The sequence below is a fragment of the Saccharothrix sp. CCNWYY140 genome (assembly GCF_037401995.1).
Lineage (GTDB): Bacteria > Actinomycetota > Actinomycetes > Mycobacteriales > Pseudonocardiaceae > Actinosynnema.
Window position 1 is genome coordinate 12,809 of record NZ_JBBEGC010000014.1, and the last position, 19,021, is coordinate 31,829.

The following is a 19,021-nucleotide window of genomic DNA, read 5'->3' on the forward strand; positions in this document are numbered from 1 at the left end:
CTCCCGGGCTCCGAAAGGCACCGCACCGGTGCCTTTCGGAGCGCAACGCCCGCCGGGAATGATTGCTCGGTGACGAACGGCGACCAGGTGGGTGGAGGCGCGGGGCCGACGGGTCACCAGTCGGCCGAGGCGTCTTCCTCCGGTGTCGTCGTCCAGGCCGGGCGGGACGTCGTGATCGGCGAGGTCAACCTGCGCACCGGGGTTCCGGTCCGCACGCGTTACCGGCACCAGGTCATGCGGATCGCCCCGGCGGTGTTGGTGGGGCGGGACGCGGAGTTGGCGGAGTTGGCGGCGTTCTGCACGTCGGACTCGTCGCAGACCTACCAGTGGTGGCGTGCCGGGGCGTGGGCCGGGAAGTCGGCGTTGTTCTCGACGTTCGTGCTGAACCCGCCGCCCGGGGTGCGGGTCGTGTCGTTCTTCGTGACCGCGCGGCTGGCCGGCCAGGCGGACCGGGTCGCGTTCGTCGACAACGTCCTCGAACAGGTGCTGGCCCTGCTCGGCGAGCAGGCGCCCGCGCTGCTGACGCCCAGCACCCGCGAAGCGCACGTCCTCGGACTCCTGGAGGAGGCGGCCCGCCTGTGCCGGGAACGCGGCGAGACCCTGGTCCTGCTGGTCGACGGGCTGGACGAGGACCGCGGGGTGACCACGGGGCCGGACTCCCACAGCATCGCCGCCCTGCTGCCCACGCGTCCGGTGGACGGCCTGCGGGTCGTCGTGTCCGGGCGGCCCGACCCGCCGATCCCCGGTGACGTGCCCGAGGACCACCCCCTGCGCGACGAGTCCGTCGTGCGGGCGCTGGAGGTCTCGCCGCAGGCCAGGGCCTTGCGGGCGGAGATGGAACGGGACCTCAAGCGCCTGGTGGGCGGCAGTCGGGTCGAGCAGGACGTGCTCGGCCTGCTGGTCGCCGCCGGCGGTGGCCTGACCTCCCGGGACCTGGCCGGGCTGAGCGGCGCGGGCGAGTGGGAGGTCCGGGACCACCTCACCACGGTGACCGGGCGCAGCTTCACCCGCCGCGACGGCGACCTCGGGGCCGACGTCTACCTCCTGGCCCACGAAGAACTCCAGGTCACCGCGCTGGACATGCTGGGCGGCACCCGGTTGTCCGCCTACCGCGACCGCATCCACGAGTGGGCGGCGTCCCACGGCGACTGGCCGCCGGACACCCCCGACTACCTCCTGCGCGGCTACCACACGATGCTGCTCGCGACCGGCGACCTGACCCGGGCCACCGCGCTGAGCACCGACCTGTCCCGCCACGACCGGCTCTTCGACCGGACCGGCGGCGACGACACCGCACTGGCCCAGCTCACGGCGACCCTCGACGCCCACGTCGCCACCGACCCACCCGACCTGCCCGCCGTCAGCCGCCTGGCGGTGCACCGCGACCACCTCGTGGACCGCAACACCCACATCCCGCCGGAGGTCCCCGCCCTCTGGCTGCGCCTCGGCCACCCCCGCCGCGCCGTGGCGCTCGCCCGGTCCATCTCCGACCCCCACCGCAGGGCTTCGGCGCTGGTCCCGGTCGCGGCGGCACTGGCCGAGGCCGGCCGAAACGACGAGGCCCGAGAACTGCTCGACGAAGCCATGCGAACCACCGACCGCATCACCCACCACGACCACCGGAACTCCGTGCTGGCGTCGGTAGCCGCCACGTTGGCTGAGACAGGCGACCACAACAGGGCCATCGAGATCGCACGCTCGATCACCAGCGCCGACCGGCGCGCTCCGGCGTTGGCGTCGATAGCGCTCGGCGGAGGGGTGCCGCAGTCGCTGGCCGCGGTCCTGGCGGAGGGGAGCGTGCGGACCGCCCGGTCGATCGTCGACCCCCACCTGCGCTGCGTCACGCTGGCGTCCGTGGCCGAACTCGTGGCCGCCGGAGGTCTGAGCGGTGCCGACGAGCTGATCGACGAGGTGTCGGAGGCGTCCCGGCGGACCAGCGAGCCCACCCGTCTCGGCAAGATGCGCGTGGCCCTCGTGCGGGCACTCGCCGCCGCCGGACACCACGACCGCGCCACAGAAGTCGCCGCTTCGATCGACCCGGACCACCTGCGGGTTTCGGCGCTGTCGGCGGTGGCCGCGCGACTGCTCGAAGCGGGACAACCGGCCGCCCACGTCGTTGAACAGGTTGTTCGGGCGGCACAGGCGGTGCAGAGCGCCGAGCAGCGGTGTCACGCCCTCTCCGCCGCCGCCACCTCCGTGTGCGGCAGGGGGAACTCCAGCTTGGCCAAGGTGCTCGTCGACGAGGCGATCCAGTCGGCCCGCTCGATCGGCGACCCCGAGCGGCGCAGCCGAGCACTCGCCGCCGCCGTCGCACCCCTGGTCGACCTCGGGGACCACGACCGGGCCGGGGAGATCCGCGACGAAGCGGTCCACATGGCCCGGTCGATCACCGACCCGGACCGGCTGAACTCCGTCCTGGTGCCCCTCGCGAAGGCACAGGCAGCGGCCGGGCACGCCGACGAAGCGATCGCCGCCGCCCGTGCGATCACCGACGTCGAAGAACAGAACTCGGCTTTGACCGTGGTCGCCATCGCGCTGGTCGCCGCGGACCTGCCGGACCAGGCCCTGACCGCCGCCGGCGCCATCACCGACGTCGACTGGCGGGGCGAGACGCTCACCTCGCTCGCTGGGCCGCTTGCTGCCGCCGGTCACCACGACCACGCCGTGACCGCCGCAGAAGCCGCGACCGATCCTGCGGACCGCCACACCTCGCTCGTGTCGATCGCCGAGGCGCTCATCGACGCCGGTCAGCCCGACCGCGCCGCGCAGTTCCTCGACGGGACCCTGCGGGCGATGGGAAGCCTCGACGTCTTCGAGGCGAACGCGGTGGTGTCGTTCGCCACGACATTCGTCCGCGCGGGCCGGGCCGACCGCGCCGATGAACTCCTCGAGGAGGCGGCGAGAGCGGCGGAAGACAGCCCACACATTCGCGACGACGTGTTGACGGAGATGGCTGAAGTGTTGGCTCGGGCAGGGCTCCACGACCGGGCCATCAGCGCTGCCGGTGCTATCACCGACCACGGCACACGGGCCGCCGGGTTGCTCTGGACCGCTGCGGCGATGGCCGCCGGGGGACACCCCGATGAGGCTCATTCCCTGATCGCCGAGGCGCGGCGTATCGAGTCGCGGCCCGCAACACCGACTCGGGATGTCGACGTGGCGATCGTGGCCGTCACCGCTGCCCTGGTCAGCGCAGGGCGTCCCCACGACGCGATCGCGATGGCGAGGTCGATCCAGGACCGCCGTCGGCGGAACGACGAGTTGGCGGAGATCGCCAGAAAGCTGGCCGGCACGGATCACCCCGCCGTTGCCATCGATGCCGTTCGCGAGATCGCCGATGCAGTCGACCGGCGACTTGCCCTGGAGTCGATCGCCACGGTGATGGCCGAGCACGGCCACCACGAGGAGGCGCTGTCCGCCGCCCGCATGCTGGACGTTCTCGAGGGCTACGGCCGTACTTTGGTGGCGATCGCGGCGGCCACGGCCGGGCTCGGGCACCACGAGCAGGCCGGGGCGGTGGTGGACGAGGCACTTTCCGTGGTGGCCAAGGTGGAGTACACCGGTGCCCGCGACCGCGTCATGGTGCGTGCCGCCGCGGTGTTGGCCGTGATCGGGCGTCACCGTCAGGCAGCGGAGATCGTTCGCCGGATCCCGGACTTCCACCGGTGGGAACCGGAGCTGGCGTCCGTCGCGACGGCGTTGGTGAAGGCCGACCGGTTCGACGAGGCTGCGGGCCTGATCAGCACCATCCCCGAGTCCGTGGTGCCGGACCGGGATCGTGTCGAGGTCGTGGGGGCGTTGGCCGACGCGGGTGAGTACGAGCGAGCGGAAGTCGTGCTCGGGTGGGTGGTCGACGCGCAGACGCGGGCGAGTGCGTTGATGGGTCTCGCGGGCAGGTCCGGTGCCACCCGGTACGCGGCGGAAGCACTGCGGGCCGCCCAGTGGACCACCGCCCTGGAAGGGCTGTGCGCGGTCTCGACCGCCGCCGCGTCGGCGATCCAGCGGGAGTTGGAGCTGATCGGGACGCTGGAGTCCACAGTGGACTGAGCCGCTGGGCTCCTCGGTCGGCACTCGCCGGACAAGGTCGTTTCACCTACGGAGGAGCTGTGATCCGCCGCAGATCCCTGCTCCGCACCGGTGCGCTCCCCGCACTGTTCGGTCTGATCCTGCTCGCCCCGACCGCCGTGGCCCACGAGGGGGACGACTCCACCTCCAGCGACGGCACCATCGACAACGCCAAGGTCACCCACGCCCACGAGCAGCACGGTGGCGACCACGGCCACCTGCCCGCCACCAGCCAGAACGTCCGGGTGGTCGGCAAGGCGGCCATCAACCAGGACTTCGAGGGACGCGTCGCCGACGTCGGCGTCCACAACGGCTACGTGAGCGTCACCCCGAGCGTGGGCAACAACCTGTCCACTGCCGGTGGCGCGACGCTGGTCGACGTGACCGACCCCAAGCGGCCGAACTACCTGGCCAAGGGCTTCGGCGACCTCGACCCGGCAGGCCAGAACGACCCCGGCATCGCGCACGAGGTGCACAGCGCCTTCATCTGGGACGTGGGCGACAAGGCCTACGCGGTCCTGGTCGACGACGAGGAGCAGGCCGACGTCGACGTCTTCGACATCACCGACCCGCGCACGCCGGTCAAGATCGCCGAGTACGACCTGGCCGAGATGTTCCCGCAGATCCTCCAGGCCGGTCCGGACAACCTGACCGAGGTGTTCCTGCACGACATGGTGGTCAAGCCCATCGGCGGCCGGCAGGTCATGCTGCTGTCCTATTGGGACGCCGGGTACGTGCAGCTCGACGTCACCGACCCGACCGCGCCGGTCTACCTGGCCGACTCGGACTTCGCCAACCCGGACCCCGAGCTGCTGGAGTCCACGGGGATCGCGTCGGAGCCCGAGGGCAACGCGCACCAGGCCGAGTTCACGCGGGACGACAAGTACGTGATCGCCGCCGACGAGGACTTCGACCCGTACGTGCTCAAGGGTTCCACCGACGACGGTACCTCGTTCTCCGCCGGTCAGGGCGACCTGACGCCGCAGTTGGCGTCGGGGCAGACGATCACCGGCACGGCGGTGTACGTCGGTCGGGCCTGTGCCGGTGACGCGGCTGTTCCGGCTGCTCCGGCGGTCGGCACGGCGCAGCTCGCGGTGGTCACGCGCGGCGCGTGCGCGTTCACCGAGAAGGTCGCGGCCGTGACCTCCGCCGGTGGTTACGAGGGTGTCGTCGTGGTCAACCGCGAGGGTTCCTGCGGCGCGTTCGGCATGAGCGTGGAGGGTTCGGTGCCGGCGTTCTCCGTGGACCGTCGCACCGGTTTCGGTCTGTTCGACCGGGAGGGCGCTTACGACGAGGCCGCGTGGGTGCACCTGTACCGCAACGGGCGACCTGTCGGTGCACGAGGTCGCGACCTCGCACGTGCGCGACGACCTGGCCTACTTCTCCTACTACGCGGGCGGTTTCCGCGTGGCGAAGGTCCAGCAGAACAAGCTGGTCGAGGTGGGCCGGTTCGTCGACGAGGGCGGGAACAACTTCTGGGGCGTCCAGGTGTTCTCGCACGGCGGCAAGGAGTACGTGGCCGCGAGCGACCGCGACTACGGCATCTACATCTTCGAGTACACCAGCCCGTGACACCCGTCGTCGGGGCTCCTCGCGGGGAGCCCCGACGGCTCGCGCCCGGCGGCCCTGTGACGATCATTACGCCGCTCGGGTTACGCGCCGGGGAACCGTTCGTGTCATTTTGCGTCTGAGTGGAGAACACACCTGGAGTACGTCGGAAGGTGGCCGTGGCCGGCCGCTGTGGGGGAGTGGCACGGTGACGGGGTCGAACGATCTGGTGGTCCAGCCGGACGCAGCGCCGGGTGGGGTGTTCAACGCCGGTACCGGTGACAACGGGTGGGCGACGGGCATCTCCATCGCGGAGTCGGCGATGGACACGTTCAACGGGATCAAGGACGGGAACTGGATCGAGGCCGGCCTGGGGATGGTCGGCCTGGCCGCGGACGCGGCGGCGATGGCGATCGACCCGTTCGGGACGCTGATGTCGTCGGCGGCGTCGTTCCTGATGGAGCACGTCCAGCCGTTGAAGGACATGCTGGACTGGCTGGCCGGGAACCCGCCGGTGATCGAGTCGTACTCGGCGACGTGGAGCAAGGTCGCCGAGGAGTTGGGATCGATCGCCGAGGACTACAAGTCGGCGGTCGCGCGCGGGACGGCGGGGTGGGGTGGCGCCGCGGCGGCGCAGTACCTGACCAACGCTTCGGCGCACGGTGACGCGCTGACCGGTGCCGCGTCGGCGGCGGGGACGGTCGGCACGGTCGTCGGGATGATGGGGATGGTCGTCGGGTTCGTGCGCGAGATGGTGCGCGACCTGATCGCCGACCTGGTGGGGAAGCTGATCGCCTGGGTGCTGGAGGCGGTGTTCTCGCTGGGGTTCGGGACGCCGGTGATCGTGGCGCAGGCGGTGACGGCGATCTCGAAGTGGGCGGCGAAGATCGCCAAGATCATCCAGGACCTGCTGAACACCATCAAGAAGGTCTCGCCGATGCTCAAGCGTCTGGTCGAGGTGTTCGAGAAGGTGATGAAGGTCCTGGGCAAGATCGCCGGCAAGGCGACCGGGCTGGACGTGCTGGACCCGAAGAACATCAAGAAGGGCGGCTTCCTCCAGACGGGGAAGGCCGACGTCGACACACCCAATGGCTCCACCAGCACCGGTAACGGCACCGGCAACGGCAACGGCACCGGTTCCGACAGCAGCCCCGGCGACGGCGACTCGCCCTCCGACAGCCCCAACTCGAATTCGCCGGACTCGGACTCGCCCGGCTCGAATTCGCCCGGCTCCGGCACACCTGGTTCCGGCACTCCCGACTCCACCACTCCCGGCTCGAACACTCCCGGTTCCAGCAGGCCGAACGACACCACCGGGACGTCCAGCGCCGCGACACCGACCGTGGACCGTCCGCGCCCGGGCGACCCGGCAGACCTGCCGCCCTCCGCCCCGCGCCCCGGCCGCAACCCCGACCCGTCCTCGGACGGCGGGACCAACTCCCCCGGCCAGGGCAACCCCGGCCAAGGCAACCCCGGCCAAGGCAACCCCGGCCAAGGCAACCCCCGAGCCGGCGCACCTGTGGGCGAGTACCGCGGAGGCCCAGGCGGTCAGCCCGCGCCGACCAGTCACAGCAGCGCCCCCAGCAGTGGCGGCACGTACCCCGGAAGTTCGCCCAGCGGACCGACCAGCCCCGGACCGAACGTCGGCGGACCGAACGGATCCCCCACGAACGTTTCCACGCCGAGCGGTTCGCCTCAGAACGGTCCGACCCCGCCCAGGTACGACCAGACGTCGGCAGCAGCAGCGACCCCGCAGGCCCCCACCCGCCCCGACCAGCCCTACACCTCCGCTACCCCGGGTCCGCACCCGACCGGCGGAGCACCCACGGGCGCACCCGGCGGCGGAATGCCCGGCAACCACGCTCCCGGCGGCCAAGCCCCCGGCGGCACCCCCTCTGGCGGCGGTACCCCAGGCAGCACCCCCGGCGGCGGTGCCGGCCCGAGGCCAGGCGGCGGCGGAGGCGGCTGGACCGGCACTCCCGGCAACCGAGGCGATCTGGGCTCCAACATCCCCCAGTCCCGCACCCCGGAACCCCCACGCCCCTCAACCACCCCCGGCCACACCACGCCCAACCACGCCGGCCCCAACCACACCACCCCGAGCCACGCTGGCCCCAACCACACCAGCCCCAGCAACACCGCGCCGAGCCACGCCACCCCCAACCACGCCGGCCCCAACCACGCCGGCCTCAACCACGCCGGCCTCAACCACGCCGGCCCCAACCAGGCCGGTCCCAGCAACACCGCGCCGAGCCATGCCGCGCCGAGCCACGCCGGCCCCAGCCCCAGCCACGCCGCGCCAAGCCACTCGGGTCCCAACCACTCCGGGCCGCTCCACAGCAACAACGGCCCCGGCAACTTCGGCCCAAGCCACTCCAACCCCGGCAACGCGGCTCCCGGCACCCCCGGCCCGGCGCACAACCGCCCCGGCCAGCCCCACAACGCCCCCGGCACGCCCCACGCCGGCCCCAACACTCCCGGCGCGCCGCACTCCAGCCCGAACACGCCGCGCCCGCACACCCCAGGCACGCCGCACTCCGGCCCGAACACGCCCGGCACCCCCCACCACGGCCCCAACACCCCAGGCGCGCCCCACCACAGCTCGAACACGCCCGGCTCGAACACCCCAGGCCCGAACACACCCGGCCCGGCCCACAACCGCCCCGGCCCCGTCCACAACGGACCACCCCAGGCCGGCCCCCACACCCCACACCGCCCCGACGCACCCCCGCACACCCCCGGCCGCCCGGACGCGCCGCACCACACCACCCCGGCCCCCCGCCGCGACCCACAGGCCTGGACCCCACCCCAGCGCACCCCGGACACCACCCCCACTCCACCCCACCGCACTCCGGACCCCGCCCCGACCCCACGCCGCGACCCGGACCAGTGGACCCCGCCCCACCGCGACCCCGACACCACCCCGCGCCAGGACCGCCCGACCCCGAACGACCCGAACCACCCCAACCAGCCGAACCACCCGGCCCCGGACCCGACCCGCCCGGACCCGACCCGCCCGGACTCCAACAACCCGGACCCGAACCGCCCCGACCCGAACCACCCCGACTCGAACAACCCGGACCCGAACCAGCCTCCACACACCGACCGTCCGGACATCGACGAGGCGCACGCCCGGTACGGCGAGGCCACCCCCTCGGGCATCTCGCACCACCGCGGCGACCCCGACATGGGCGACCTGCCCCACCGCGTCCCCCACGACCCCCGCTACTTCACCGCCGACGTCCACATCACCCCCGACGGCCACGCCCGCATCGGCAACCACACCTACACCCCCGAGCAGTACGGCGACCTGCTGCGCCGCAACGGCTGGGACGGCAACACCCCCATCCGCCTCATCGGCTGCGACGCCGGCACCAACGACTTCGCCCGACGCCTGTCCCACCACACCGGCGCCGACGTCCTGGCCCCCACCAAGCCCGCCTGGACCGACACCAACGGCCGCGTCTACACCAGTGACGCCGAGATCGGGCCCGACGGCAACCGCCAGCCCAAGATCCCGCCCAACGGCGAGTGGGAAACCCACCGGCCCGACGGCACCCGCACCAAGTCCAGCCCGGACGGCTACGTCCCCGGCACCCCCGACCACCACCGTGCCGACCACACCGACGCCGACGACGCCCGTGACCGCATGGCCAAGCCGGTCAAGCCGATCACGGACTCCGCCGACTACGACCGCACCCCGCAGAACCAGACCACCTGGGACCCGCCGCGCCAACCCAACGGCGATCCGCTGCCCGAGGTGCCGATGGACGTCGACCCGAACACCCGGGTCGCGGACTTCAACGGTCGGGAGCCGTTGCAGCCGAACTCGCGGATGGTGGTCACCGACACCGATGGCAACCCGCGTGGCGTGTTCTACACCGACGCCGACCGGAACATCACGCACGTCGAGACTTCGGTGCCCAACAAGGGGTTCGGGCAGGACCCGTTCACCGCGCCGGTCAACCCGGACACCTCGCGGCCGATGCCGGGTGTGACGTACCGGATCGAGCTCGGCCACAACATGCACCACACGTACGAGGCGCCGACGCCGCACAACCAGGGGCCGTCCGGGCCGGAGCCGGCCGCGACGACGGCCGACCTGGGGACGCCGCCCGCCGACCCGCAGCCGCCGCAGCGCTTCGACGGGTTCGACCACGGCGACGCCGCGCCGGCCGTGGACTGGAACCCGCCGGGCGACGCCGACGGCAACTACCGGATCGCCGACCCGGTGACCGACTACGACGTGCGCCAGGACGGGCCGTTCTCGTTGTCCGACACGCCGCCGCGCGATCCGAACACGCGCTACGACGTGTACGACACGGACGGCAATTGGCACGGGTCGTTCTACACCGACGCGGACGGCAAGTTCTCGCACGTCCACACGTGGTCGGGCAACCGGGAGCACGGGTTCAACCCCGAGCTGGGCACCGGTCGGACGTGGAGCGACGGCGTGGACGTGCCGCGGCCGAACACCACCTTCGCGGTCGGTCCGCGTCACCTGGAGCACCACGGGTTCGACCCGCGCGAGCCGCGTCAGCTGTACCGGACCGACGAGCACGGCGACACGATCGCCGCCAGCGGCAAGCCCGACTACCCGCCCGCCGGCCGGACGGCCGAGGACCACTGGGGGCCGCGGCGCGGCGAGGGCGGCCCGGACAAGGACGGCAAGCTCCAGACCGACGTCGGCCAGATCGCCAAGGGCGGCATGCACAGCGGCACGCGCCTGGACGGCGAGCTGGACCCGAAGCACCAGAAGCCCGAGGACCGACCGCTGTTCCGGTTCGCCGGCGGCCACCTGGTCTCGTACGAGGCCGGCGGTCCGGGTGAGCGGATCAACCACGTGCCGCAGTGGGCGCACGAGAACAGCAACTGGGCCCTGGACGAGCGCCCCACGTCCGACTCCTGGCGCGCGATGGAGAACGACCTGACCAACATGGGCCAGCGCCCCGACGTCGACGTCGACCGGTTCGACGTGTGGGCCGAGCGCCGCACCCCGGACCGCCACACGCCGGACGTGCTGCACGCGCGGTGGACCCTGTCCACGGACAACCCGCCCACCATCCGCACCGAGGAGAGGTCGTTCCACAATGTCCCCGGACCAGCCCGCCACCCCGACCTCGTCCCCCCGCCACCGGCGACCCCCTGAGCGGGGCGAGCTGCTGCTGCACCAGGTCGGCCTGGACCTGGTCGCGGCGGCGCCGGAGGGCTGGCGCCGCATCGACCTCAAGTACCGGGGCAACGCGCAGTACGGCCACCTGTCGCTGACCGTGCTGCGGGCCGGCGGGGAGAGCGTCGCGGTGGACGTGCCGGGGACGGTGGAGCCGGCGCTGCGCGAGCTGCGCGACCTGATGTACGAGCCGGGCCGCGGCACGTGGTTCGCGATGCGCTACACCGTGGACCCGCCGCTGGAGTACCGGGCGATGTTCGACTTCGACCACGACCCGCGCTGGTCGCCGGACCTCCCGGCGCAGGCGTGGGCGATCGACCACGCCGCCTACCCGCGCGACCCGGAGTTCGTGCCGGACTGGCTGCGGGCGCGGCTGGCCGAGAGCGAGTGAGGAATACTGATCACATGACTGAGCCACTCAGCGTCGAAGCCCAGGGCGAGGTCCTGGCCGCGATCACCGAGCGGCTGGTGTTCGAGCTGCCCGCGGGGTGGAACCACCTCCAGCTCCTGTACGCGGCGGTGGGCGACTACACCGCGTTCTCGGGGCTGCTGCGGATGGAGAACGGCGGCCTGTACGGGTGGGTGCCGCCGGAGGACGACGTGCAGGAACTGTTCGCGCGGCTGCGCGCGGGCATGGCACGGCCGGACCGGGGCACGTGGTTCCAGGCGACCTTCCGGCTGGACTACCCGGACAACTACTCGGTGGACTTCAACCGCACCGACCTGCCCGACTTCGTGAACCCGCCGACGGCCGAGGCGTACGCCCGCGAACTGGAACTGTTCCCGCGCGCCCCCGAACACACCCCGGACTGGCTGCGCGCGGGCGCGGAGGGCTGACGACACCGGCCCCGCGCGGGCCGGCGGTCGGGGGCGCGGGTGCCCGGCGGCAGGAGCCTGCCACCGGGCGACCACCGGCCACTCGGGCGGCGATGCTGGTCGGGTGAACCGGACAACCTCGGGCGCGCGGGCGCTCGGTGATGTGGTCGCCGCGGCGGAGTCGCCGGACGGGCTCGTGGAGGTGACCGCGGGCGTCTTCGGCGACCTGCGCGGACTGTGGCTGGATCCCCGGGTGCGGGCCGATCTCGACGGCGTCGGTGCCCGGGTCCTGCTCGCCACCCGGATCGCGGCCTCCGCGGCGGCGTGGTCGGCGGCCGGTGTGCCGCGTGGGACACCGGTGGGCGACTTGGCCTTCGACCCGGTGTTGCGCGAGATCGACCGCCGCGCCGCCGAACCTCGACCCTCCACAGTGGACGATCGGCCCGTGCCGGTCGTGGACCACCGCGCCCTGCGGCGTGAGCTGGAGCGGTTGCGCGAGGCGATCGCGGAGATCCGCGAGACGGCGCGATCCACCGACGGCGCCGTGACCGTCACCGTCGGTGGGCGGGGCGAGCTGCTCGACCTGGTCGTGGACCGGCGGTCCCGGCACGCGGACGCGGCGGTGCTGGCCGACCGGGTCCTGGCCACGTCCAGGCTTGCGGTCGCCCGGGTCGGGGACCGGCTGCGGGGTGTGTCGTGACGCCGCCGCACGCCGCCGTCGTCCCCGAGCAGGTGGACTTCGCCGCCACCCGGCTCAGTGGCGACGGCGCCGACCTCGCCGCGAAGTGGACCACCGGCCGGCAGCAGGTCGCGTGGGGCAGCAACGAGTACGACTCGCTGGTCGCGGCCCTCCAGGGCTACTACTTCGCGCTGGAGTCGGCGATCCTGACCGACGCCAACCCGCTGCCCGGCCGGTTCGGCGACCTCGCCACCGCGGGCCGGACCGCGTTGCGGTCCTACCTCGACGGTGACGCCGCCGGCGCGGCGCAGTTCACCGGGCCGGGGCGCTGACATGCCGGTAGCACCGCCCACCGAGTGCGAACTGTGGTCCGCGGTCGCCCCGCTGACGCGGTGGCCGGTGTCCGACGAGGACACCTGGGCGAGCCGGGCACTGGGCTGGACCAACGCCGGCGCCGCGTTCCTGAACACGGGGTCGAGCGGGTCCGCCGTCGACGCCGCCCTGGCCACGGGCTGGCCGGACGAGGCGGGCCGGGACTACCGCACCCGGGCGGCCGGGTTGTACGGCACGGCGCTGGACGTCGGGCAGCGGATGAAGCGCATCGCCTGGCACGCCGAGCAGTACGCCGACGACGTCAAGTACGCCAAGACCGCCATCGCCGCCCTGGTGCGCGAGAACGAGCCGCTGTACCAGGACCTGACCCGGTTCTTCTTCTGGCCCGACAACGCGGCCCGCGCGCGGTTCGCGGCCATGCTCGCCACGGCGATCAACGACTTCCTCGACCTGATGGCCCTGCGGATCGCCGCCCGCGGCGCGGGGGAGGAGGCGCCGCGACCGGAGTTCGTGGAGCGCTCCGAGGACGACACCGACGTCCTCACCGGTCCCGGTAGCAAGAAGAAGGCGGCGCGGGAACCGTCCGACGCGGACCGGGAGTTCGCCAAGCAGGTGGGCATCAACAACGCGGCGAGCCCCGCCGTGCTGGACCGGTCCCTGCCGGTCACCAAGTTCATCGAGCAGTACCGGAAGGCGTCGATCAGGGGCGAGTTCCCCAGTGAGATGCTGGATGGCACGTACACCGTGGAGCAGGCCCTGCGCACCGGCGGTCCGACCGTCCGCAAGCTGCTCCTGGACGGGAGGTTCGCCAAGTGAGCCCGGTCTGGTACTCGTGCGCGGCGAACTACGCGATCATCACCGACCGCCCCGACGAACCACCCCGGACCTACCGCTCGGTGTTCGTCTTCCAGGCCGGAACGTCACCCGACGAGGTGACGGCCAAGGCGTTCGACATCGCCCGGTCGCGCGAACGCGACTACGCGGGCGGGCCTCCCGAGGACAGCCGGCGCGTCGTGTGGCGCCTGACGAGCCTGGAGACGGTGGACGTGCTCGGCGAGACCATCGCCGACGGCCGCGAGGTCTACGGCGAGCCGGGGGTGGTGGCGGAACCGGTGACGTGGACGGTGGACACGGTGTTCGACCCGGAGTCGGTGGACATCGGCATGAGCGGCGTCTGAGCGACCCGCCACCCCCTGGTCAGCCGGCTGCGGCGTGGTCGCGGCCGAGGGTGCGGTGGCCCGCGGCGAGTTGGCCGCGGGCGGCGGTCAGCAGGGTCCTGGCTTCCAACAGCTCGCCGTACTCCAGGTGCTCGCAGGCCGCGTCGAGGCACGCCAAGGCGGCTGGGGGCAACGCGGTATCACCCGCTCGGGTGGCGTCGAGGGCCTTGACCACGCAGGTCTGGGCGTGTCTCGCCCTGGCCAGCGGGTCGTGCGGCGGGTCGGGGCGGGTTTCGGCCAGGGCCTCGCGGATCGCGTGGTCCAGGACGCTGACCAGGTCTCGGACGCTCCTCGTCGCACTCATCCCGAATCGCCGCCTCGCCCGCACGCGGTCCCGCGCCGCGTGCCGTGCCTGGCGGATTCCCTGGTCGGGCGCAGGTCAACCCCGCCGCGTCCACGGTGCTCGCGGTTCGGGGGTGGTGTGGCCGGGTATCGAGCGGGGGTGTCCGCTCCACGACGTCCGGGAGGCGCGCTGAGCACCGTGGGTGTGGAGGAGGAGTTCCTCCTGGTCGATGCCGTGAGCCGCACTCCCGTGCCGCTCGCGCGCGAGGTGTTGGAGCGGGTGGGCGACGTGCCTGGGATGCACGGGGAGTTGCACGCGACGCAGGTCGAGTTCGCCAGCGGTGTCTGCACGGGGGCCGACGAGCTGCGCGACCAGCTGACCGAAGGGCGACGGCGGCTCGCGCGGGCGGCTCGGGAGGTGGGTGCGCTGCTGGTGCCCGCCGGTGCGCCGGTGCTCGGTGTCACGCCGCCGCCGCGCCTGGAGGACGAGCGGTTCCAGCGGATCACCGACCTCTACCGCGGGCAGGTCGCGGACTACCAGTGCTGCGGGTGCCACGTGCACGTCGGCGTGCCCGACCAGGACACCGCCGTGGCTGTGCTCAACCACCTGCGCCCGTGGCTGCCGACCCTGCTGGCGCTGTCGGTGAACTCGCCGTTCGCGCACGGCCGCGACACCGGGTTCGGCAGTTGGCGGATGGTCGAGCAGTCCCGCTTCCCCGGCTCGGGCGTGCCACCGCGGTTCACCTCGGCCGCCGAGTACGACGCCGCCGTGGACCGGCTGGTCGCCTGCGGGGTGGTCGTGGACCGGGGGATGAGCTTCTGGCTCGCCCGGCTCTCACCCCGGTACCCGACCGTGGAGGTCCGCGCCGCCGACACCGCCGCGACGGTCGATCGGGCGGTGGAGCAGGCGATGCTGACGCGGGCGTTGGTGGACCGGGCGCTGGCCGACTTGGCGGAGGGACGCGAAGGCCCCGTGCTGGACGACCAGGTGCTGGCCGCCGCGGTGTGGACGGCGGCGCGGTACGGCCTGGACGGTCCCGGCGTGGACCCGTGGCGAGGGGTCCTGGTCCCGGCGACGGACTTGGTGGCGGCCCTGTCCCGGCACACTGGCCTCCCGCCGATCAAGCTTGAGGACGGCGGCGCACGCCTGCAACGACAAGCGGCCGGATCGAGCGAGGTGCACAAGCCAGCGTCCCCGCAGGAATTGTCAGGGGTGCGTGAGATCATGGAGACGGGGGCCGGAGGCCACGCCAAGCCCGACCTGGTGGCTGTGGTGGACGCCCTGGCCGAGGTGTGCATCGGGGCCCCTGAACCGGGTAACCCGCCCTGGTGACCCTGGCCCTGGAGACCCCCGTCCTCCCGACCCCGCGCGGCCCCGTGTCCGCCGCGGTCGTGGAGGCGTTGCGCGAGAGCCCGCCGCCCACCGCCCTGCCGCTGGAGCAAGCGCGCGCGGCCGACCCGTACGGCGAGGACCTGCACCTGGCGCTGCACGTCTGCTACGAGCTGCACTACCGCGGCTTCCGGGACGTCTCGCCGGACTGGGAGTGGGAGCCGGAGCTGCTGCGGCTGCGCGCCGAGCTGGAGCGGGTGTTCCGCGCGCAGCTGGACGACGACCTGGCCGGCCGCGTGGACCTGGCCGACGCCCTGGACGACCTGCTGGTGGAACCGGTCGACGGCACAGGCGTCAGCCACCACCTGCGCGACCGCGGCGAGTGGTGGCAGATGCGCGAGTACCTCGTGCACCGGTCGATCTACCACCTCAAGGAAGCCGACCCGCACGCGTGGGTGATCCCCCGCCTGTCCGGCAAGGCCAAGGCCGCCCTGGTGGCCGTCGAGTTCGACGAGTTCGGCGGCGGGCGCGGCGACCGGATGCACTCCCAGCTGTACGCGCGGCTGCTGGCCGGCGCCGGCCTGGAGACCGGCTACCTGCACTACCTCGACCACGTCCCCGCGCCCATGCTGGCCACGGTCAACCTGATGTCGCTGTGCGGCCTGCACCAGGGCCTGCGCGGCGCGCTGGTCGGCCACTTCGCCGCCGCCGAGATCACCACCGCGCCCAGTGCCGCGCGGATGGCCAAGGCGCTGGCGCGGATGAACGCCCACGCCGACTGCGTCGAGTTCTTCACCGAGCACATCGAGGCCGACGCGGTGCACGAGCAGGTCATGCGGCACGACGTGGTGGGCGACCTGGTCGCGCGGGAGCCCGGGTTGGCCGGGTCGGTCGTGTTCGGCATCCGGGCCACCGAACTGCTGGAGCGCCGCCTGGCCGACCACCTCCTCGAAACGTGGAGTTCGGGGCGCAGCTCGCTGTTGCGTCCCGTGTGACGGGCTGGTCCACCGGGTACGCGAAGGTTGGCGACGCCCGTCGCACTGGACGACGCCCTGGCCGCCGTCCGCCTCGCGACCACCTAACCCGTCAACCGGTTCCACCCGGTCGGGTAGGCAGTTCACCAGTCCGGGTGAGCTGTTCGGCGATGTCCCGCAACTTGGTGTTGGTGAGCTGACTGGCCCGCGCCAGCACCGCGAACGCCTGGTCGGCGCTCAGCTTGTGGCGTTCCATCAGGATGCCCTTGGCCTGCCCGATCAGGTCCCGCGTGCGCGCCGCCTCGCCCAGGTGCTCGCGCTGCTGGGCGGTGGCCAGCGCGATGGCCGCGTGCCCGGCGAACAGCCCGCCGACGTGCTCGGACTCGTCGTCGAACGCGCGGACGTCCGTGGCGTAGAGGTTGAGCGCCCCCAGGTCGTCGTCCTGCACGAACAGCTGGAACGACAACATGCTCCCCACGTCGAGTTCCACCGCCCGCGCCGCGAACGCGGGCCAGCGCGGATCCCGGGCGAGCTCGGGCACCGACACGACCTTCTCGTCGAACAACGCCCGCAGGCACGGCCCCTCACCGACGTCGAACTGCGCCTGGTCCACCGCGCACGGCAGGTCACCCGTCGTGGCGACGGTCCGGACCTCCTTGCGGCCGAGGACCGTCATGATGCCCGCGTGCTCGGCCCCGGGCACGGTGCCGACGGCGGACCGCACGATCGCGTCCATCGTCTCCTGCTGACCGTCCCGGGCCTGGAGCATGCGCGCGATCCCGGTCAGGTGGGTGGCCAGGTCCGGGCCGCCCGCCGTGTGGTCGGACATGAGGGGACTCCGTCCTGTGGTCTGTCCTGCGTGGATACCCACGACGGCGCGAACGCAACGCCCGGCTGTCACCAGCACTCGGCCGTGACGGCTGAATCCCGCCGGCGACCGTGCCGGGTGGATCACGAAACTGGGACCGTGGACACGGAACTGCTTGCGCACCAACGGATCGAGCCCGGCATCCTGTACTTCGGCACGCCGGTCGTGCTGGTCTCCAGCGAGAACGAGGACGGCACGCCCAACCTGGCCCCGATCTCGTCGGTGTTCTGGCTGGGCTGGCGCGCGGTGCTCGGCATCAGCGCCCGGTCGCAGACCACCCGCAACCTGCTGCGCACCGGCGAAGGCGTGCTCAACCTGCCCTCGGACGCGCTGGCGCCGCCCGTGGACCGGCTCGCGCTGACCACCGGCTCGGACCCCGTCCCGCCGGGCAAGCTGCGCCGCGGCTACTCCCACGTCGCCGACAAGTTCGGGCGCGCGGGCTTGACCCCCGTCCCGTCGGAGACCGTCACACCGCCGCGCGTGGCCGAGTGCCCGGTGGCGATGGAGGTCGTGGTGGAGGCCGTGCACCCGGTGGCGGAGGCCGACGAGGCCCAGCGCGGGTCGATCGTCGCGGTCGAGGTGCGGGTGCAGCGGGTGTTCGTGCACGAGGGCATCCGGCTGGCGGGCACCGAGGACCACATCGACCCGGACGCGTGGCGCCCGCTGATCATGAGCTTCCAGAAGTTCTACGGCCTCGGCCCCCAGGTGCACCCCTCCACCCTGGCGTCCATCCCGGAGCGCCTCTACCGGGGGCCGGACATCGACCGGGCGCGCGCCGTCCCGACCAGGGTGTGAGCGGTCAGCAGGGGCAGTCCGAGGCGGGCTGGGCACGGCGTTCCAGCAGCACGGTGTCGCGCCACACGCCGTAGTGCTGCGCGATGCGCTCGCGGACGCCGACCGTGCGGAAGCCCGCCGAGTGGTGCAGGGCGATGCTGGCGCGGTTCTCGGGGAAGATCGCGGTCTGCAACGTCCACAGGCCGGCGGTGTCGGCGGCGGTGACCTGCTTGTGCAGCAACGCTTTGCCGACACCCCGGCCGCGCGCGTCGGCGCCCACGTAGACGGAGGTCTCGGCGACGCCGGCGTAGCAGTCGCGGGCGGAGACGGGGGTGGCGGCGGCCCACCCGGCGACCACCCCGTCGACCTCGGCGACCCAGCGGTGGTCGGGCAGCCACTTCGCGTCCAGCGTGCGGCGGCCGGGGGTCTCGGTCTCGAAGGTGGCGTTGCGGGTGGCGATGCCCTCGCCGTAGATGCGGCGCACGTCGGTCCAGTCGTCCTCGGCCATCGCGCGGACGGTGACGTCGGCGGGCAGGTCGGTCGGGCAGCACGGACGGGTGACGACGGTGCCCATGACGGCGTCGGCGGCGTGCGGCAGGCCGGTGCAGCACGCCGGGTTGACCGAGACGAGGGTCTGCGTGCCCTCCTTGCGCAGCCGCACGAACCCGGTGTCGGCGAGCTTGCGCAGGTGGTGGGAGCAGGTGGGCTGGCTGACGCCGATCGCCTCGGACAACGGGCCGACCGCGATCTCCCCGGGGTGGACGGCGACGGCGTGCAGGAGGCGGACCCGGGTCGGGTCGGCCAGGCAGGCGAACCACTGGGCGTAGGTCGTCGCGTCCTCGACCGGCAGGCCGGTGGTGGGCGTCAGCGTCGTCATACCGCCCACTATAGCCGGCGGTAAATAGACGCCTATCTATGGTTGTGGTGTGGGTCACGACGTGTCACGCCCGGTCGGGGCCGTGGTG

Annotated in this window: 15 protein-coding genes; 12 read left to right on the forward strand and 3 right to left on the reverse strand. The window is 72.8% G+C overall.

The genetic code is table 11. From position 1 onward, the window contains the following. The first annotated feature begins 69 nt into the window (after positions 1-69). The 9 genes from WBN91_RS10340 (at position 70) to WBN91_RS10380 (ending at position 13,789) form a co-directional block, all read left to right on the forward strand. Positions 70-4,047 (forward strand): tetratricopeptide repeat protein, encoded by a 3,978-nt coding sequence (locus WBN91_RS10340; protein ID WP_337726743.1) that lies wholly within the window; start codon positions 70-72, stop codon positions 4,045-4,047. 59 nt (positions 4,048-4,106) lie between these two features. Next, entirely contained in the window at positions 4,107-5,756 is a 1,650-nt protein-coding gene (locus WBN91_RS10345; protein ID WP_337726744.1) for a hypothetical protein, read from the forward strand. A 65-nt stretch (positions 5,757-5,821) separates the two neighbouring features. Further along, complete coding sequence (locus WBN91_RS10350) at positions 5,822-10,762, forward strand: hypothetical protein (RefSeq protein ID WP_337726745.1); 4,941 nt, start codon at positions 5,822-5,824, stop codon at positions 10,760-10,762. Then, on the forward strand, positions 10,704-11,174 hold the full coding sequence (locus WBN91_RS10355; RefSeq protein ID WP_337726746.1) for a hypothetical protein: 471 nt from the start codon (positions 10,704-10,706) through the stop codon (positions 11,172-11,174). Before WBN91_RS10350 ends, WBN91_RS10355 begins: the two co-directional genes overlap by 59 nt. A 14-nt stretch (positions 11,175-11,188) precedes the next feature. Further along, the gene (locus WBN91_RS10360; protein WP_337726747.1) at positions 11,189-11,620 is read left to right on the forward strand and encodes a hypothetical protein; all 432 of its coding nucleotides are present in this window, start codon (positions 11,189-11,191) and stop codon (positions 11,618-11,620) included. A gap of 103 nt (positions 11,621-11,723) precedes the next feature. Continuing rightward, the gene (locus WBN91_RS10365) at positions 11,724-12,299 is read left to right on the forward strand and encodes a YbaB/EbfC family nucleoid-associated protein (RefSeq protein ID WP_337726748.1); all 576 of its coding nucleotides are present in this window, start codon (positions 11,724-11,726) and stop codon (positions 12,297-12,299) included. Further along, positions 12,296-12,610: a hypothetical protein gene (locus tag WBN91_RS10370; RefSeq protein ID WP_337726749.1), complete on the forward strand. Its 315-nt coding sequence runs from the start codon at positions 12,296-12,298 to the stop codon at positions 12,608-12,610. Before WBN91_RS10365 ends, WBN91_RS10370 begins: the two co-directional genes overlap by 4 nt. A gap of 1 nt (position 12,611) precedes the next feature. After that, on the forward strand, positions 12,612-13,427 hold the full coding sequence (locus WBN91_RS10375) for a WXG100-like domain-containing protein (RefSeq protein ID WP_337726750.1): 816 nt from the start codon (positions 12,612-12,614) through the stop codon (positions 13,425-13,427). Next, the gene (locus tag WBN91_RS10380) at positions 13,424-13,789 is read left to right on the forward strand and encodes a hypothetical protein (RefSeq protein WP_337726751.1); all 366 of its coding nucleotides are present in this window, start codon (positions 13,424-13,426) and stop codon (positions 13,787-13,789) included. The genes WBN91_RS10375 and WBN91_RS10380 overlap by 4 nt, the downstream gene beginning before the upstream one ends. Before the next feature lie 19 nt (positions 13,790-13,808). Here WBN91_RS10380 and WBN91_RS10385 read toward each other — a convergent pair whose 3' ends face one another. Then, positions 13,809-14,132, reverse strand: coding sequence for a hypothetical protein (locus WBN91_RS10385; protein ID WP_337726752.1), 324 nt, complete (start codon positions 14,130-14,132; stop codon positions 13,809-13,811). A gap of 138 nt (positions 14,133-14,270) precedes the next feature. On the opposite strand from WBN91_RS10385, the gene WBN91_RS10390 reads away from it, so the two are divergent. Next, the gene (locus WBN91_RS10390) at positions 14,271-15,443 is read left to right on the forward strand and encodes a carboxylate-amine ligase (protein ID WP_337726753.1); all 1,173 of its coding nucleotides are present in this window, start codon (positions 14,271-14,273) and stop codon (positions 15,441-15,443) included. Continuing rightward, entirely contained in the window at positions 15,440-16,435 is a 996-nt protein-coding gene (locus WBN91_RS10395) for an iron-containing redox enzyme family protein (protein WP_337726754.1), read from the forward strand. The genes WBN91_RS10390 and WBN91_RS10395 overlap by 4 nt, the downstream gene beginning before the upstream one ends. 91 nt (positions 16,436-16,526) lie before the next feature. On the opposite strand, the gene WBN91_RS10400 is transcribed toward WBN91_RS10395, so the two are convergent. Next, positions 16,527-17,243: a GAF and ANTAR domain-containing protein gene (locus tag WBN91_RS10400; protein ID WP_337726755.1), complete on the reverse strand. Its 717-nt coding sequence runs from the start codon at positions 17,241-17,243 to the stop codon at positions 16,527-16,529. A 138-nt stretch (positions 17,244-17,381) separates the two neighbouring features. Here WBN91_RS10400 and WBN91_RS10405 point away from each other — a divergent pair, with 138 nt between their 5' ends. Continuing rightward, entirely contained in the window at positions 17,382-18,077 is a 696-nt protein-coding gene (locus WBN91_RS10405) for a flavin reductase family protein (RefSeq protein ID WP_337726756.1), read from the forward strand. A 4-nt stretch (positions 18,078-18,081) separates the two neighbouring features. Here WBN91_RS10405 and WBN91_RS10410 read toward each other — a convergent pair whose 3' ends face one another. Continuing rightward, the gene (locus WBN91_RS10410; RefSeq protein ID WP_337726757.1) at positions 18,082-18,933 is read right to left on the reverse strand and encodes a helix-turn-helix domain-containing GNAT family N-acetyltransferase; all 852 of its coding nucleotides are present in this window, start codon (positions 18,931-18,933) and stop codon (positions 18,082-18,084) included. Positions 18,934-19,021 lie beyond the last annotated feature (88 nt).

Excerpts from the sequence above, each read along its gene's own strand:
- WBN91_RS10410 (WP_337726757.1), bottom strand. The coding sequence starts at position 18,933 with ATGACGACGCTGACGCCCACCACCGGCCTGCCGGTCGAGGACGCGACG.
- WBN91_RS10375 (WP_337726750.1), top strand. The coding sequence starts at position 12,612 with ATGCCGGTAGCACCGCCCACCGAGTGCGAACTGTGGTCCGCGGTCGCC.
- WBN91_RS10360 (WP_337726747.1), top strand. The coding sequence starts at position 11,189 with ATGACTGAGCCACTCAGCGTCGAAGCCCAGGGCGAGGTCCTGGCCGCG.
- WBN91_RS10355 (WP_337726746.1), top strand. The coding sequence starts at position 10,704 with ATGTCCCCGGACCAGCCCGCCACCCCGACCTCGTCCCCCCGCCACCGG.
- WBN91_RS10385 (WP_337726752.1), bottom strand. The coding sequence starts at position 14,132 with ATGAGTGCGACGAGGAGCGTCCGAGACCTGGTCAGCGTCCTGGACCAC.
- WBN91_RS10400 (WP_337726755.1), bottom strand. The coding sequence starts at position 17,243 with ATGTCCGACCACACGGCGGGCGGCCCGGACCTGGCCACCCACCTGACC.